The organism is Alienimonas chondri (assembly GCF_013036045.1).
GTDB lineage: Bacteria > Planctomycetota > Planctomycetia > Planctomycetales > Planctomycetaceae > Alienimonas > Alienimonas chondri.
Window position 1 is genome coordinate 23284 of record NZ_WTPX01000031.1, and the last position, 16581, is coordinate 39864.

Annotated in this window: 12 protein-coding genes; 6 read left to right on the forward strand and 6 right to left on the reverse strand. The window is 69.1% G+C overall.

Annotated features, from left to right (window positions below; all coding sequences use genetic code 11):
* Window positions 1-44 precede the first annotated feature (44 nt).
* The 4 genes from LzC2_RS06865 to LzC2_RS06880 all read left to right on the forward strand — a co-directional run bounded on the left by LzC2_RS06865 (window position 45) and on the right by LzC2_RS06880 (window position 7640).
* Window positions 45-3020, forward strand: a complete 2976-nt coding sequence (locus LzC2_RS06865) for a DUF6797 domain-containing protein (RefSeq protein ID WP_171185154.1) — start codon at window positions 45-47, stop codon at window positions 3018-3020.
* 31 nt (window positions 3021-3051) lie between these two features.
* Entirely contained in the window at window positions 3052-4938 is a 1887-nt protein-coding gene (locus LzC2_RS06870; RefSeq protein WP_171185156.1) for a serine/threonine-protein kinase, read from the forward strand.
* 110 nt (window positions 4939-5048) lie between these two features.
* Entirely contained in the window at window positions 5049-6455 is a 1407-nt protein-coding gene (locus LzC2_RS06875; RefSeq protein ID WP_171185159.1) for a hypothetical protein, read from the forward strand.
* A gap of 105 nt (window positions 6456-6560) precedes the next feature.
* A complete protein-coding gene (locus LzC2_RS06880) occupies window positions 6561-7640 on the forward strand; it encodes a hypothetical protein (protein ID WP_171185161.1) in 1080 nt (359 codons plus the stop codon).
* 19 nt (window positions 7641-7659) lie between these two features.
* On the opposite strand, the gene LzC2_RS06885 is transcribed toward LzC2_RS06880, so the two are convergent.
* The 4 genes from LzC2_RS06885 to LzC2_RS06900 form a co-directional block, all read right to left on the reverse strand.
* Entirely contained in the window at window positions 7660-10107 is a 2448-nt protein-coding gene (locus LzC2_RS06885) for a DUF1592 domain-containing protein (RefSeq protein WP_171185163.1), read from the reverse strand.
* Between the two features lie 98 nt (window positions 10108-10205).
* Window positions 10206-10823, reverse strand: a complete 618-nt coding sequence (locus LzC2_RS06890; RefSeq protein ID WP_171185165.1) for a response regulator transcription factor — start codon at window positions 10821-10823, stop codon at window positions 10206-10208.
* A gap of 306 nt (window positions 10824-11129) precedes the next feature.
* The gene (locus tag LzC2_RS06895) at window positions 11130-12695 is read right to left on the reverse strand and encodes a hypothetical protein (protein WP_171185167.1); all 1566 of its coding nucleotides are present in this window, start codon (window positions 12693-12695) and stop codon (window positions 11130-11132) included.
* Window positions 12688-13818, reverse strand: coding sequence for a phytanoyl-CoA dioxygenase family protein (locus LzC2_RS06900; RefSeq protein ID WP_206678591.1), 1131 nt, complete (start codon window positions 13816-13818; stop codon window positions 12688-12690). Before LzC2_RS06900 ends, LzC2_RS06895 begins: the two co-directional genes overlap by 8 nt.
* A gap of 314 nt (window positions 13819-14132) precedes the next feature.
* Here LzC2_RS06900 and LzC2_RS06905 point away from each other — a divergent pair, with 314 nt between their 5' ends.
* Window positions 14133-14603, forward strand: coding sequence for a hypothetical protein (locus LzC2_RS06905; RefSeq protein WP_171185171.1), 471 nt, complete (start codon window positions 14133-14135; stop codon window positions 14601-14603).
* Between the two features lie 9 nt (window positions 14604-14612).
* Here LzC2_RS06905 and LzC2_RS06910 read toward each other — a convergent pair whose 3' ends face one another.
* Complete coding sequence (locus LzC2_RS06910) at window positions 14613-15056, reverse strand: VanZ family protein (RefSeq protein ID WP_171185172.1); 444 nt, start codon at window positions 15054-15056, stop codon at window positions 14613-14615.
* A gap of 54 nt (window positions 15057-15110) precedes the next feature.
* On the reverse strand, window positions 15111-15854 hold the full coding sequence (locus LzC2_RS06915; protein WP_171185174.1) for a hypothetical protein: 744 nt from the start codon (window positions 15852-15854) through the stop codon (window positions 15111-15113).
* A 152-nt stretch (window positions 15855-16006) separates the two neighbouring features.
* Here LzC2_RS06915 and LzC2_RS06920 point away from each other — a divergent pair, with 152 nt between their 5' ends.
* Entirely contained in the window at window positions 16007-16549 is a 543-nt protein-coding gene (locus LzC2_RS06920; RefSeq protein ID WP_171185176.1) for a methylated-DNA--[protein]-cysteine S-methyltransferase, read from the forward strand.
* Window positions 16550-16581 lie beyond the last annotated feature (32 nt).

Genomic DNA, 16581 nt, shown 5'->3' on the forward strand with positions numbered 1-16581 from the left:
CCCGGGTAGGATAACGGGCGTTCGCCCCGCCCGGACGTCCCCACGTGCTCGCTTCCGCTCCGCTGTCTCTTTTCCTCTCCGCCGCCCTGTTGGGCGCCGCCCTCGCCCCGCCGCCGGATGACTCCGGCGGCGCCGAAGCCGACGCCGGGGAGGACCGGGTTCGGACCGTGCTGCTGATCGCCGGGGAGGACGATTCTCACGCCGCCGGCACGCACGAGTACGCCGCGACCGTCGCCGCGCTCGCGGAGTATTTGAAGGACTCGAACGTCGGCGAGCGCCTGCGGGTCGAAACCGCGGTCGGCTGGCCGAAGGACGCCGCGGCGCTGGACCGGGCCGACTGCGTGTTCCTCTATTCCGGCGGCGGCGATCGCGACGAGAAGAACCATCCGCTGTTGGTTGGCGATCGCTGGTCGCAGCTCGAAGCCGCCGCGGCGCGGGGGTGCGGCGTGGTGCTGCTGCACTGGTCGACGTTCCTGCCGGACCGCCTGCACGACTCCGCGATGGCGGTCGTGGGCGGACGGTTCGACTACGAGGGCGGCGAGCACCCCAAGGGGTGGGAGAGCCGCATCAACTTCGCCCAACCGACCGTCACGCCGACGGCCGATCACCCGGTCACGGACGGCGTCGAACCGCATCACTTACACGACGAGTTCTACCACCACCTCTCGTTTCCGAAGGCGAAGGCCGGCTGGACGCCCCTGCTGACCGCCCCGCTGCCGGAGGACGACGGCACGACCTCATCGCAGACCGTCGCGTGGGCGCTCGAGCGGGCAGTGACGTCCGGCGGGTCGATACATCGGGCCGTCGGCTTCACCGGCGGTCACTTCGAGAAGAACCTCAAGGGAGAGGGGACGGAGGCGAACCACCGGCGGTTCCTGATGAACGCGATCGCCTGGTCCGCGGGGCTGGAGATTCCGCGGGGCGGCGTGCGGACGTTCGACGAACTCTGGACCCCCGTCAGCCGAACCGACGCCAAGCTGCCCTATGAAGTCGAGAAGGAGCCGGACTGGATCGACGATCGCATCCGCGACATGGACCCCGGGCCGTTCTTCTTCAGCAGCCTCAGCCTGCCCGACGGGGAGAAGATCTTGAAGGGGGTGGCGATCACCGTGCCGGGGGCGTCGCCGGAGGAGCACGTCGCCGTGGACACGCTCACCGGCGTCGCCCGTTGCGGCTGGGGCGGCCGGTTCCTCGAACACACCGACCGCCGCTACGGACTGATCGATCTGCCCAAGGTCGGCGGGGAATGCGTCTGGAGCCTGCCGAAGACCGCGCGCTGGACGGTCCGCGACGAATCAGGCGAGGTGACGCCGGCAGAGGTCAAATACGATGCCCTGACGGTCGACGGCCCCGACGTGACGCTGCACTTCACGATCGCCGGCGAGGTGGTGCGATTCCTGGCGGATGAGAACGGGACGCGCTACGAAAGCGGTCTCGGCGGGGAGAAACTGTCGCCGCCCGCCGGCGGGCCGGGGCTGCGGGTTCGGTGGCAGTTGGGGGCGCCGTACGCCGACCCGGCGCCGCGATGGACGCCGCTGGTCACCGCCGGCCGGCTGGGCAAGCCGCTGGCGGAATCCGCCGAGGCCTTCGCCGTGGATACGGTCGATCTGCCGTTCGACAACCCGCCGAACGCATTGCTGTTCCTCTCCGGTCTGGGCTTCACGCCGGACGGGACGGCGTACGTCGCCGCGGCCCATGGCGACGTCTGGCAGGTGCGGGGATTGGACGGCGACCTGTCGCAGATCGAGTGGCGCCGATTCGCCACGGGCTTCTACCAACCGCTCGGGATGACGGTACGTCTGACGGCGGAGAGCGAACCGGAAATCTTCGCGCTCGGCCGCGACCGGATCACGAAGCTGATCGACGTGAACGGCGACGGCGAGGCCGATCGCTACGAGAGCTTCAACGCCGACCTCGACATCATCGGCCAACCGCACGCCTATGCGATGGGGTTGGAGACGGACGCGGAGGGCAACTTCTATTTCCTCAAAAGCGGCTCCGCGAGCACGAAGCAGGGCGGCTGCCTGGTGCAGGTGACGGCGGACGGGGCGGAGATGAAAGTCGTCGCGACCGGCTTCCGGCACCCCAACGGCATCGGTTTGAGTCCGGAAGGTTCGTCGTTCGCGGGACTGGTGACGGCCGCGGACAACGAGGGCAACTGGGTGCCGGCGACGCCGCTGCACCTGATCGATCCGTCGGTCGCCGTCTCCGACGCGGCGGCGGCGAAGTATTACGCCGGGTTCGTGCCGACGGCCCACCGGGAGGCGACGATCGCCTTCGATCAGCCCGCCCTCTGGATGCCGCGGGCCGTCTGCACCAGCGCCGGCGGTCAGTGCTGGGTGCCCTGCGACGATCACTGCGACGAGGCGTGGGGTTCGCTGGCTGGTTCGATGCTGCACCTCTCGTATGGCCGCTGCACGGCGAACCTCGTGCTGACCGAAGACCTGCATGTCCCCGGCGCCCCGCGGGCGCAGGGTGCGGTGATGCCGCTGCCCGGCGTGACGTTCCAGGCCGGCGTGTGTCGCGGACGCTTCTTCCCGGGCACGGCGGACCTGTGGGTCTGCGGCCTGGACGGCTGGCAGACCGCGGCGGTGAAGGACGGCTGCCTCCAGCGCCTCCGACGCACCGACGCGCCCGTGCGGCTGCCGACCTCCCTCAAGGTCCACCGCGACGGACTCGAATTGCGCTTCGCCACGGAACTGGCCGAAGAAGCCGCCGACCCGGCGAACTGGGACATCGAAGCGTGGACGTACAAACGCACCGCGGACTACGGCTCGCCGGAGCTGCGCCCGTCCGATCCGGAGCAGGAGGGCCACGACGTCTGGCCGGTGGCGGCGGTGTCGCTCTCGCCGGACCGCCGCGGGGCGTACCTGTCGATCCCCCGGCTCGAACCGGTGATGCAGTATTCGCTGCACGCCGACCTGACCGCCGCCGACGCGGCGCCCGTGCCGGTGCGGCTGTTCGGCACGATCCACCACGCCGGCGATCGCTGGCTGGGCTGGGGAGGCGAAGGCGGATGAACTGCTCGCCGCTCCGCGACGTTTCGTCGTCGTGAGTCCCATCTCCCCCCGGCCCGGCGCCGATCAGACCATCCTCGACGTGGGGCGGACGCTCGTTGCCGGGGGAAATCGCTCGGAGTCGGACGACGACCGCGAGGATCGGCTCGACGCCGTTCTCGCGGAGTTGCTTGAGGACTCGACCCCCTCGGCACGAGACGCGGCGTACGAGCGCCACCCGGACCTCGCGGACGAATTGCGGGCCTTCTTCGACGGCCACGATCGACTGCACGAAGCCGGCGCCGCTCCGGAGGAGGCCGATGCGCTCCCTCCGAAACGGTTCGGGAACTACGAGCTGATCGCCGAACTCGCCCGCGGGGGAATGGGCGTGGTGTGGGAGGCCCGGCAACTCAGTCCGCCGCGGCCCTGCGCGGTCAAGGTGCTGCGAGCCGACCCGGACGAGGCGACCGCGGACGATCTCGCCCGGTTCCGTATCGAGGCCGCGGCGAGCGCGGCGTTGTGTCATCCGCACATCGTGCGGGTTTACGAGGCCGGCGTCGTTCCGCCGAGCGAAGGAGCGCCCGACGGCACGCGACCGCGGGTGTTTCTCTCCATGGAACTCGTCGCGGGGCCGAACCTCTGCGATTACGCCGCGGGTTCGCCCCTTCCGCCGCGGGAGGCGGCGGCGTTTCTGGCGGACGTGGCGGACGCCGTCAGTCACGCCCACGCCCGCGGCGTGCTGCACCGCGACCTCAAACCGGCGAACGTCCTGCTGGACCTCGCCGCGGATCGCCAGCCGTCCGGGTATCGCGGCAGCGGCTCCGCTCCCTACGGCGGGACCGGCGATTGCGATGAGACGACCGCCGGCATCCCCGTGGCGAAGGTGGCGGACTTCGGCCTTGCCAAGCGCTTCGGTCCGCCGGGAACCGACGAGCACGGCGCCGCGCCGACCGTCAGCGTCGGTCAGACCCGCACCGGGCAGATCGTCGGCACGCCCGGGTACATGGCCCCGGAGCAAGCCGTCGGGCACGACTCCGCCGGCGGGGCGGTGGGCGTCGCCGCGGATGTCTACGGATTGGGGGCGATTCTGTATCATCTCCTCACCGGTCGGGCGCCGTTCACGGACGAGGGCGACGGGCCGATCGGCGTGTTGAAGCGCGTGATCGACGCCGATCCGCTGCCCCCCCGTTCGCTCAACGCACGGGCGCATCGCGCGTTGGAAGCGGTCGCGATGAAGTGTCTGCGGAAGGATCCGAAATCGCGGTACGGCGGGGCCGCGGAGGTCGCCGCGGAGATGCGTCGGTTCCTCGCCGGGGAGCCGGTGCAGGCCGCGGGCGGCGGAGCCGGCGGGCTGGCGTATCGCGTCGCCGGGGCGCTGACGGCCAGCCGGCATGAAGACCACTTCCGCTATTGGGGCCGCTCACTCCTGGCGTTCGCGGGCGTCGTCGCGGCGGCGCACATCGCGATCTTCTTCCTGGAACGGGCGGGGTTCGGGTTTCTGCTCGCTCATCTGCTCCCCGGCGCCGCGATGCTGCTGGGGCTGGTCGCCGTGCTGTATTGCGCCCGCCGTAAGGGGCACGGCGTATTGCCGACCGACAGCGTCGAACGACCCATCTGGGCGATCTGGGCGGGGTACCTGATCGCCCGAGGACTGTTGACCGTCATGGCCTGGCGGCAGGGGTGGGATACCGGGGTGACCTACGGCGTGGCGGCGATGATGGCCGGGGCCGCGTTCTACACGCTCGGCGGACATGCCTGGGGCGTGTGTTATCTGATCGCGACCGTCTTCTTCTCCGCGGCCCTGCCGTTGGCCGCCCTCGGCGTCTGGGCCGTGCCGGCCTTCGGAGCGATGTGGACCGGCGTGCTGCTCTGGCTGGGTCTGCGGTACCGGCGGATTGACCGGCTCCGCAGCGCCGCGGCGACCGCGAACGACGGCCGGTAGCGCGGCCGCAGCGGCGCTCGCTACGGGGCGCATTCGTCGGAGTCCCTCCGTGCCTCTCCGCGCGCGAACACGTCTTGACCGCTCCGCCGGTTGTGTGCGACGCGCTCCGCATGAGCGCCGCCCCGTCCGACCCGCCCGCCGCTGATTCGTCGTCGGCGACGTCCTCCGTCTCCCGCCTCGTGCAGCTCGGCCGACTGGTCGATCGGGGGAATTGGCTGACGGTCGGCGGGTGGAGTCTGTTCGCCGCCTCGACGCTGTTCGCCGCCCTGTTCGCCGGACCGGAATCCGTCGCCACGGCCGCCGTCGAACCGCCGGCGCCCGTCGAGAGTCTGGCGGAGAGCCAGGACGAAGCGCCGACCGCGGATCAGGAACCCGAGACGATGCCGTTGCGGGTCGCGTCGCTGCCGGGCGCCGGACCGATTCGCCAGTGGCCGGCGCCGCCGGCGGACTACGAGCCGCCGCGCCCAGACGCCTCGCCGGACTTTGCCGAAGCGATGGCGGAGCCGCTGCCGACGCCGGAGCCTTTCGAGGCGCCGACCGCGCCGCCGCCGCCGGCCGAGCCGTCGGACATCTGGACGGACACCCTCGCCGATCTGCCGCCGGCCGCGTTGGACGATCTCACCGCGATGCGGGAACGGTTCGGCTCCGTCGTGCCCTTCGCCCCTTCGCATGGCGCCCCGCTGCCGGTCATGCCGGAACCGGCGCCCGCATCGCCGCGGCCGTCTGCCGAGCAGTCCGCGGAACTGGCCACTCTCCACGCGACGATCGCCGCGGCGCGGACAAATCTCGCCGGCGCCTTCACCCCCGGCTATCGGCGGGTCGAATCGAATGGACCGACCGGCGACGTGCGGGTGAACCTCACGCCCGGTTCGCTGACGGAAACCGGCCGGCCGCTGGATCTGGCCCTCACCGGGCCGGGGTGGTTTGCGCTGATCGGTGACGGGGGGAGCGCCTCGGCGACGCTCACCCGGGACGGTTCGTTCCGCGTTCAAGACGGCTCTCTCGTCCTCGCCGCCGACTCCTCTTGGCGGGTGCGAGGCACGAGCGGCGGACCGATCGCGATCGAGGACGATCTGACTTCGCTCCACATCGACGCCGCCGGGCACGTCCTCGGCGTGCATGCGGGAGAGGCGGACGAGGTGATCGTCGGCCGCGTCGCCGTCGTCGCCCCGGCGGACGCAGCGGCGGTGGAGCCGCTGGTGGGTTCGCTCTATCGCCCACTGGGGCCGGTGCATCCGGTCGCGAACGCCCCCGCGAAGCCCGGGTTCGTGGAACAGGCGAACGTCGACGTGGCGGCGGAACTCGCCCGGATCGAGCAGGCGACGCAGATCCTCGCGTTGCTGGGAACGGCGCCGGCCCTGACAGCGCACCGCTCCCCGACGACTGCCATGGCGGAGGCGTTCGAGGTGAGCGCCTCGCGTCCGTCGTCTATGCCGTCGCACACGCCCAAGCCCACGCCCACGCCGGCGGAGGAGATGTCGGCCGGGTGGTTCGGCGGGTGCGATCGCCCCCGCTGAGGCCCGCACCGTCGCGCGCGAACCGGGGTGGACCGGGGGCCGCGGCTCGACCTACCAACGCTGCACTGTCGTACGTCCTCTCGACCCGCACTCCGGACTCGGCCCGTGATCGCCCGCCGCTCTCTCCCGTTCTCCCTGCCACGCACCGCTTGCGCGGCGCTGTCGGCGGCGATCCTGCTGACCGCGGCCGCGCCGGCGATCGGCGCCGTCGAGTCCGACCGCACCAAGCGGTACACGCTCGGCAGCCATCACGGGCCGTACATGGTGATGGTCGCCGCGATTCATCCGCTGCGGGGCGGGAACGACACCGGGCTGACCCCCGCGGAGGCCGCCGATCGGGTCTGTTGGGAACTCCGGGACCAGGGCATTCCCGCCTACGTGTACGCGATGAACACGGAGACGCAGTCCCTCGTCACCCTCAGCCCCGACGGTCAGGAGAAAGAGCGCCTGATGGCCACCATGCGGGGCGGCGTCTGCGTGTTGGCCGGCAACTTCAAAACGGCTGACGACAAGATCGCCCAGAAGCTGCTCAAGCACATCAAAACGAAGGTCAAGTGCCCGACGCTGGAGCCGGAAGCCGCCACCGGGGGCTTCGTGCGGACCAAGGGCGGCGGGTTCTTTCAGGCGACGAACGGCCGGCCCCGTTCGGCGCTGTCGCGGGCCTTCGTCACGGTCAATCCGCTGCTGGACTCCGCCCAACTCCAGCGGCTGCGCAAGATCAACGACCCGCTGCTCGTCCGGCTCAACAGCGGGGAGGAATACGGCCTGCACAAGTGCAAGGGGAACTACAGCGTGGTCGTGAAGGAGTTCCGCGGGCGGACGCTCACGCAGGTCAGCGGCACGAAGAGCGCCGACGTCGGCGAGCGGGTCGACGTCTCCGGCGACCTCAGCGAGGCCGGCCGGGAGGCGTGGGAACTCTGCCAGATCCTGCGGAACCGCGAGAACCAGGAGGCCTACGTTTGGCATGATCGCCACCGCAGCGTGGTAACGATCGGCAGCTTCAGTTCTCCGAAAGATCCGGAGGCGGTCCGCACGGCCCGCAAGTGGGCCGCCAAGCCGGCGGACACCGGCGTCCCGACGCCCGTCACGGTCGCCGTTCCCAAGGGCGAAAGGGACATCCGCAAAGCCGAACGCTACTGGCTGCTGGAAGTCACCCCCTACGCGATGCCCGTGCCGAACATGTGAACCGCGCCCGGCGCCTGACTCACGGATTCGCCCCGGTCGTTCCGGCCGGGGCGCTTTCGTGCGCGTCGGCTTCGAGCGAGGCGGTCGGCGCCGGCGCCGCGTCACGGGAGACCATGCGGAACGGCACGCTGCGGGCGACCGCCTTCACCAGCGACCGAGCCGTGCCGCCCTCCGCTTGCACCTCGTCGACGATCCGGTCGATCGTGCAGTCGTCGCCGTCTTCCAGACTGCGGCCCAAGGCGTACCCGAGCATTTTCGCCGTGAGGTGACGCAGCACCCGATCCTCCTGCTGCAACAACACCTCGCGGAGTCCGCCCGGTCCCTCGAACGTCTCGCCGGACGGCAGGTTCGCGGAGGCGTCGATCTTCACGCCGCCCTCCTCGGTGCGCCAACGCCCCATGATGTCGTAGTTGTCGAGCGCGAAGCCGAGCGGGTCCATCAGGTTGTGGCAGGCGGAACAGGCCGGGTCCTCGCGATGCCGGGCCAGCTTCCGGCGGACGGTCGTCTTCTCGTTCTGGCCGACCTTCAGTTCCGGCACGTTCGCCGGCGGGGAGGGCACCTTCACGCCGACCAACGTCTCCAGCACCCAGGCGCCCCGCAGGACCGGGCTGGTGCGATGAGAATAGCTGCTGGCCAGCAGCACGCCGCCCAACCCCAGCACGCCGCCGCGGCGGTCGCGGTCGGCCTCTTCGAGCTCGAAGCGGCGGAAGGTCGGATCGACTTCCTTCTCGTGCATCCACTTCTGACCGCGATCGCGACTCCCGCCCACGTCGGGCCGGAGCTTCTCCGGCGGTTCGGCCAAGCCGTAGTGCCAGGAAAGCCGATCGTTCAGAACGACGTAGTCCGCCGCGATGATCTCCCGCAGCGGGCGATCCTCGCGGAGGAGGTACAGGAACCACTCCCGCGGCTGGGCGTTCAGATCCTCCAGCAGTTCGCTGCTGAAGATCGGCCGGAATCGGTTCGCATCCGGGGCAATCCGACCGCCCACGTCGCGGGTGCCGAGCCACTGGCCGGCGAAGTGCTCCGCGAAGCTGCTCGCCTTCGGATCTTCCAGCATCCGATCGACCTGTTCGTCCAGCACGGCGGGGTCGGACAGACGGCCCGCCTCCGCGAGTTCGAACAACCTCTCGTCCGGCATCGAACCCCACAGGAAGTAGCTGAGCCGCGAAGCGAGCGCGTGATCGTCCACCCAAGTCGGCTCGCCCTCCGCGGACTGGTCCGGGGCAGGGGGTTCGGTGCGGAACAGGAACCGGGGAGAGAGCAGCACGCCGCGGGCGGCGAGCTTGATCGCTTCCTCCCAGGGATCGCCGCGTTCCGCGGCGCGGTCGTAGAGCGTCATCAGAGCGTCGACTTCCGCCGAGTCGACCGGGCGGCGAAACGCCCGCCGGGCGAGTCGGGCGAGAACCGACCGGGCCGCCGGGCGGAGATCCTTCAAACGTTCGCCCGGCGCCACGCCGAGCAGCGCCTCATGGGCGGCGGCGGTCGCGTCCGACGGGGTCTGCGGGCGTTCGTCCCAAGCCGTCACGCCCTCTATTTGCAGCGGCGTCTCCCCCGGGTTTTGCAGCTCGAGGGAGTGCACGCCGCGGCTCAATCGCACGACGGCCCTGGCCCGAGGCGGGACGCCGCCGGCGGTGTCGGGGGGCAACGTGCCGACCTTCACGCCGTCCACCCGCAGCGCGACCGGGCCGGCGGCGCCTTCGACCAGCTTCACCGTCACGGCGACGTCCGCCTCGACGTACACCGTCACCGGCGCGGTGAGCGTCTCCCCGGGAGCGACGGTGCGCGGGCCGGCGGCGGCGGTCTCGGGCAGTAGCTCGGAGGGGACGAACGCTCGTTCGAGCCTCGGCGTCACGATGGCTGCATCTAACACCGCGGACGTCGCGGTGAGGTAGCGCTCCAGCAGAATGGGCGAGGAGAACAGCGTCTCCGCGTTGTTGTCGAAGCCTTCTCCGCCGGCGCCGTCGGCGGGAAAGTCCTGGGCCGGCTTGAGATCCACGAACAGCAGATCGCGAAGCGTGTCGTCGTATTCCTGTCGATTCAGGCGCCGGGCGATGACCGGCCCGGCGTACGGTCCGCGGTCGCAGGCGGTGTTTCGCAGAAATCCGTCGACCCAGTCGGCGAGCTCGCGGCGCTCGTCTTCGCTCGGTTGGAATAGAGAGTCCGCCGGGGGCATCGTGCGATTGCGGAGCTGCTCCGCAACGCTCTTCCACAACCCGCGATCCTCGTTGATGCCCTGTTCGCTCGCGGCGGCGAGAAAGTCGACGTGGTTCTTCTCGTCGTCCGGGTCGTGGCAGTCGCCGCAGTATTCGACCAGCTGGGGGCGGACGAAGTCTCGGTAATGCGTCGCGGACTCCGGCTCCGCGGCGTCGATCGGACCGGCCGGCGCCGTCATCGGGCACAGGAGCGCCGGGAGCAGAAGCGTCGCAAGCAGACGGAGCGCCGCGGCGGACGACGAAGCGAATCGCACGGGGGAACGGCTCGGCGGGGGGCGGGGCGGCGCCGGGGGACGGCACGCGGGAGCCGCAGCTTATGCCTTCGCCGGACTTCGCTCCACGGGCCGGGCGCTCAGTCGAGCTTCAGATCGCGGACCGCGTGCACGAGGTCCACGACGCTGTCGCAGTCCATCTTCTGAAGGATGCGACCCCGATGGACGTCCGCCGTCTTCGGGCTGATGCCGAGGTCCGCCGCGATCCGCTTGACCGTTTTCCCTTCGACGAGCAGCGGCATCACCTCTCGTTCACGAGGCGTGAGCTTGTTGTATCGGCGTCGCAAATCGCGTTCGGCGGCCACGTTCGCGCGGCGCTGTTCGTCCAACGCAAGACAGTGCGCGACGCGACTGCACAGCGTGGCCGGATCGACCGGTTTCACCAGAAAGTCGACCACTCCGCCCTGAACCGCCTGCACGACCGAAGGCACCTCCGCCTCGCCGGAGATCATCACGACCGGGCGCTCCTCGTGGCGGTCCGCTAACAGCGTCAGCAGATCAAGCCCGGTGTCCCCGCCCAATTGCAGGTCGAGCACGAGACAGCCGGCGTCCAGCGGTCCGACCGATGCCAGAAAGTGAGCCGCGCCCTCGAACGCCTGTACGGAGAAGCCTGCCTTCATCAGGTGATAGGACAACTGAGCACGAGCGTCAGGGTCGTCGTCGACCAGGAAGACGGTGCCGGGAACGCTATGAGTCACGGCAGATTCGATGGAGCGTGGAGCCTGAGAAGGAGCGGGAGCCTGCGGCGGGGAAGTGAGCAGCTCGGTCGGCGTCATTGGGTGCGAACTCCATCATAGTCTCAATCAAAACCGGATCTGCGCCTGAGCTAAAGCTGAGGCCCCGGAAGTCTCTACTTTTATCGACGGAAAAGGTTTGGAACTCCGAACCATGATCGATTTGATCCTGCGAATGCTCGTCAACCAGTCCCCGAACAGTCCTTCTCGCGAATATCCTGATTTCGTCGCGGATGTTTTCCGAGAGGCGTTCGACCGTGTGGTTTCGCCTCAAGTCGCCGGAATCGAGCCGTTCGATCCGGCGCTGCGTCGAACCCGGGCGGCGAGGTCGGCCAATAGGGCGTCAGCGGCCTCGGGCGAGATCTCCTGCGGGTCGGTGCGGAGGTAGAAGTGCAGCCGACGCCCGTAGCTCGCCGCCAGCACCGTCGCCCGGGTGAGCGGCCGGCCGGGCGAGCCGGTGGCGTACTCCGTGACGGTCAGCGTGCGACTTGGATCGGCGGCGGGGGCGCAAAGCCGGCCTTGATCGTCCCGCAGCGACGGGGGGATCACCCGCTCCAAATCGCCGATGTTGGACAGTACCGCCGTCGCATAGCAGGTCTCCCCGAAGATCCGTTTCGGCGCTTGACTGGTGAAGCGGTACGCCAACTGGATCGCCTCCACGAACCGCCGCCCGCGTTCGGTTTCCCGCACCCAGGCCATCTCTTTGTGGACCGATTGGAGGAGCGCCTCCGGGTCGTCCGCGAGTTCCGGCGGGCGGGTGACCAGGGCCATGCCGATCTTGTTGGCGATCGACAGCCCGCCGGGCCTCTGTCCGGCGCCGGCGTCGCCCGGTTTCCGAAGCGAGGCGGGAAGATCGGCCGGACCGCGGAGGTTCACCGGCACGTTGATCCGCAACGCCGTCGGCCCGTCGTCCGTCGGCACGGCGCTCGAAAGGGACTGGGCGTTGTGGTCCCGGATCGTGATGAACAGATCGCGGAGGGCGAGGTCGTTCAGCGTCATCCCCCGGGCCTTCGCGGCGGCGCGGAAGTTCGCCGTTTCCTCCTCCGTGAATGCGGCGATTCGAGGGGGCGAGACGTCATCGACGGGCGTCGGACACTCCACGTCCCCGCCGGGCTCCGGCTTGGTGGAGACGCGCTTGCCGTCGCCCGCGGGGGCCAGCGGGACGGTCGCCGTTTTGTTCATCCGCCGGAGCCCGTCCAGCAGATGGCCCCACAGCTTGAGTCGCCCCTTCGGCAAGCCGGGCAGCAATCCCGGTTGATCGAAGAACTCGCCGCGATGCAAGATTCGACTGGGGTTCGGAGCCGGCACCAGCGGCGAACCGCCGTTGAGCGAGGAGATCTCTCCGAACAGGTCGATGAGGAACGACAACCCCCCCAAAGCGTCCGCGACGCAGTGGTGAATCGCCGCCGACAGCCGACTGACGGCGACGCCGTCTTCACCCGGCGCCTCGTCACGCACCCAGATCCTCAACCCGATCTCCCGTCGCACATCCAGCCAGTCCCCCTCGGGGTGGGTGCGGCGGACGCCGACCGCGGCGCGATCGACCGTCACCGTGGCCTGCGGCGGGGCGGGGATCCAGGCGGGGGCCTTGCCGGAGTCGTCGATGATCCGGCGGAGCAGCGGGTGCCGCAGGCGGGTCGCATCCAGCGCCCGCTGCAACAGATCGGTCTCCAGCGGGCCGCGCACGACCAACTCGTGCACCCCGGTCATGGGGTGGGACGGACGATCGTCTTCGAGCATATATCGCTCGAGCGTCGACAGCGGCAGACGCCGCGGGAGGCCGTCGCCCCCGGGGTCTGCGGGGCGGCTCGCGGCGCCGGGCGCGGTTTCAGGCACCGGCGGGGACGTGGGCGGCCGCTGGTGCATCGGAAGACGCCGACGGGTTGGGGGGGGCGCCGTCCGGGGTGATTTTCCCGGGGATCGGTTCGGAACCGGCGTAGTCGGTCCACGGCACGGATTCGTTCTTGCGGACCGTATCGGTCCCGCGGATCACCACCGGACGCCAGTTCTTCAGGTCGTAGACCCGATTCATCTGAGACGATTTGTGGAACCGCTTGCCGGGATGGTACACCTGAACGTCGGTCGGTACGACGCGGAAGTTGAACGCCATGCGATTCGCATTGGAGCGATTCGCGTCGGATCCGTGGATCGCCCGTTCGGTGAAGATCAGCACCTCGCCGGGTTCCATTTCGACGTAATGGACGTCCTCCTCGTGCACGTCGTAGCAGGGGCCGTAGTTGACGGCGTGGAACCCCACGTCTCCTCCCAGCCGCATCCAGCGAGTTTTCTCGGTGACGCTGCTGGAATCGACCTTCAGGCAGCCGTTCTCTTTCGTGCTGGGATCCGCGGGGATCCAGACGGTCAGCATGAATAGATCGTTGATGTCCGGGGGAAAGACGCTCGGTTTCCCGAACTCCTCCTCGAACATGTAGGTGCTCGCCTGGTGCCAGCCGACCGGATTGTTGCCGGGCGGTTTGTGAAATAACTGGCTTCGCCAAGTGATGAGGTTCGGCCCCAGCAACTGAGCCAGTCGGTCGGTGATGGCCGGATGGGCGATGAGCCGCATCATCTCCGGCATTTCAAGATGGCGGTCGCGGTGCGGGTCGCCGCCGGGATAGACCTCGCTCTCGCGGTCGCACCGTTCCAACAGCCGACGACCGAAGTCGCGGATCTCCTCCGGCTCGAACGCCTTGAACGGCTGGAGATAGCCGTTGTCGTAAAACGCGGAGAGTTCCTCCGTGGACAGCTTGTTCTCCGGCGCGACGTCGTCCGCCTTCGAGACCATCGGATTCGGCTTGCGGAGCTGGCAGATCTCGTCGTGCGGCAGCTCCGTCCCGCGACTGGAGATGTACCGCTCCATCATCTCCCGGTTCCAGTACTGCCGAATGCCCTTCAGCTTTGTGGTGGGGGTCAGCGCCCGCGGCCAACCGATCTTTTCCGCGGCGAGAATCGAACGCATGACGTTCGTGGAAATCGCCTTGTGGGCGGAACCCCCGGGTTGGAGGGTGCGGGGGAGCGACAGGCTCGCCATGCGCGGGGCGTTGTGATCGAGGGGAGAATACGGACGGGGCAGGGAATCGTTTGCCCGATGGTCGATCAGTGTAGGCTCGCAGGGCCGGAAGAGGGGAAGATCGCTTCGTCGCTCGCCGATTCGGGAGCCGGGCATCTGTCCTGAAGGCTATTCTCGCAGCGCTTCTCCGCGAAGATTTGGGGCGTCGCGGCGAAGTTCCGTCGCAGTTCGCCACTTTTCGTCTCCCCGCACGAACGTCGATCGTGTCCGGCTCTTCTTCCTCCTCCGCCGCAACTTTCGTCGAACGGGACGCCCGTTTCCCCTCGGGCGGTTGGTCCGGGTTCTTCCAGCAGCGGACCGACCGGCCGACGGAGCAGGACATGCACTTTCGCGGCGGTCGGCTGACCGGCGCCGGCGCCGACGATTGCGGGCCGTTCACGATCCGCGGCGTCTACGACGTCGCCCGGGGCACGGCCGAGTGGACGAAGAGCTACGCCCGCTGGGACGTGCTGTACCGCGGCTTCGCGGAGGACGACAGCATCTGGGGCACCTGGTCGCTGGCCGGCGGCCTGGACGGCGGCGGCTTTCGCCTGTGGCCGGAGAAACATCGCCGGAAAGACGCTTCGGCCCATACCAGCCTGAACCGTCCCAAGGTGATCGGCGGGGACGTCGATACTTCAGACTCCTTCGCTGAGAGCTTCGCCGACGAGCTGGAACCGGCCGAAGTCCGCTGACCCGGGCGTTCAATCGCCGTCCGACTCAGTCCGACGCCACCAACGGATCAGCAGGAAGAACGCCGCGATTCCGATCGCGGCGCCGACCGCATCGGCCAAGAGATCCCACCAGTCGGAAGACCGGCTGGCGAGGAACGATTGGGTGAACTCGTCCGCCGCGCCGTAGAGCAGACAGAACAGGAACGCGATTACGGCGGCTCGCCGGATCGAATCGAAGCGAGTCGTCCGCCAGGCGGCGATCAGGAGGCTCATGCCGGCGAAGATCGCCGCGTGCACCAGCTTGTCGACGTGCGGCAGCCCCTTCGCGGTTCCCGGGGGAATCGGCAGGTGCGTCACGGTGAACGCCGCGATCAGATAGCCGGCGCCCATCCACGGCAATGCCCGCCGCAGCCGCATCCGCCATGGCGATCGTGCGGGTGAGGTCGAATCGATGGGCAGGGCGACTTCGGACATAAGGGGGGCGCTGCATCACCGGGCTTGCCCGGAGGGAGATGGCGAACGAGAGGGTTACTTCGCCGCGATTGCGTGGGAGAGCGGCCGCAGGATGCTCTCCGTGACGTGTTCGTCCATCAGCCGGTCGCAGTGCTCGCGGAGCGTCACGAGTCGTTCCTCGAACGCGACGCCGGCGTCCAGGCTCCCGTATTGCCGGACCGTGAAGTACACGCTGATCTGATCCTCGGGGAACTCGTCCTTCCGCAACTGATAGGCGTTCGTGCGGGTCTCGACCGCGAGACGGGCCTGCAAGCGGCAATCGTCGTCCAGCACCACGGTGATGCCCGGTTCGTAGTTCAGCACGGAACAACCCGGCATGTCCGTCAGCGGTTCGACGCCCGCTCCGGCCCCCAACGCCTCGACGACCAAGGCGTCGTGATTGCCGCGGTAGGTGAAGTCGAAGCCGAGCGTGTAGTCCAGCGCTTCGCAGTCCAGCGGGCTGATCGACAGCATGTAGGGAATCTGCTGGAGCACGAGGGTGTGCTGCTCCATCGCCTCCTCGATGTCCGGCGGGTTGATGTAGCCGCTGCACACCCGGCGCGGCTCCAGGCTCACCCATCGCTGATGCCCGCGGTCCTTGTCCTCTTCCAGGACGAAGTCGCCGTTGTCGCGGGTGTAGAAGTTCCGCATCGTGTCGTACTTCTTGCGGATTCGCTCGAAGAACTGCAACGTCGTGTCGCGGCCCTCGGGGAGCCGCATTTCGGTGTTCAGGTTGCAGTTGACGTAGAAGTCGTCGGCGATGGAGCTGTAGGCGTCCATAGAGGGCGGGGGCGAAGAACGGGGCCGACGGAACGAAGCGGGACGCCGGGAGTGTACGACGGGACGGAGAACTTGGGGAACCGGCCCGCGTCGCCGCGTACGATGGCGCTCCTCCCGAACTAATTCCCATCCCCCGACGGCGGAGACGATCGATGCCCTTTCATGTCTTCGAGACCGACCTCGGCTGGTTCGCCGTCAGCGGGGCGGGGGAGAGGGTGACGAATCTCTCGATCGGGCATCCCACGTCGCTCGCCGCGGCGACCGCGGTTGGCGCAGACGCCAAGTCAGCAGGCGGCGAGGCCGCAGACGGCGTGGCGCGGGACTGGTATCCCGCGCTGACGGACGCCCTGAACCGGTATGCCGCAGGCGAACCGGTCGATCTCGCGGCCTTTCCCGTCGGAGAGCCGACGACGCCGTTCGCCCGGAAAGTCGTCGCATCGCTGCGCCGGGTGCCTCGCGGGGAGACTGTCTCCTATGCGGAACTGGCCCGGCAGGCCGGCTCTCCCAAGGCGGCCCGCGCCGTGGGCGGCGTGATGCGTTCCAATCGCGTGCCGCTGCTGGTGCCCTGCCATCGCGTCGTCGGCGCCGGCGGTCGACTGGGCGGGTTCAGCGCCCCGACCGGCGTGGAATTGAAGAAGCGGCTCCTCGCCCTGGAAGCGGCGCCGCACCAGTCGCTCCCGTTCAGTCGCGGCTGACACGTCCCCCCATCGCCCCCTTTCATTCCCCC

Excerpts from the sequence above, each read along its gene's own strand:
- LzC2_RS06915 (WP_171185174.1), bottom strand. The coding sequence starts at position 15,854 with ATGGACGCCTACAGCTCCATCGCCGACGACTTCTACGTCAACTGCAAC.
- LzC2_RS06920 (WP_171185176.1), top strand. The coding sequence starts at position 16,007 with ATGCCCTTTCATGTCTTCGAGACCGACCTCGGCTGGTTCGCCGTCAGC.
- LzC2_RS06875 (WP_171185159.1), top strand. The coding sequence starts at position 5,049 with ATGAGCGCCGCCCCGTCCGACCCGCCCGCCGCTGATTCGTCGTCGGCG.
- LzC2_RS06910 (WP_171185172.1), bottom strand. The coding sequence starts at position 15,056 with ATGTCCGAAGTCGCCCTGCCCATCGATTCGACCTCACCCGCACGATCG.
- LzC2_RS06900 (WP_206678591.1), bottom strand. The coding sequence starts at position 13,818 with ATGCGTTCGATTCTCGCCGCGGAAAAGATCGGTTGGCCGCGGGCGCTG.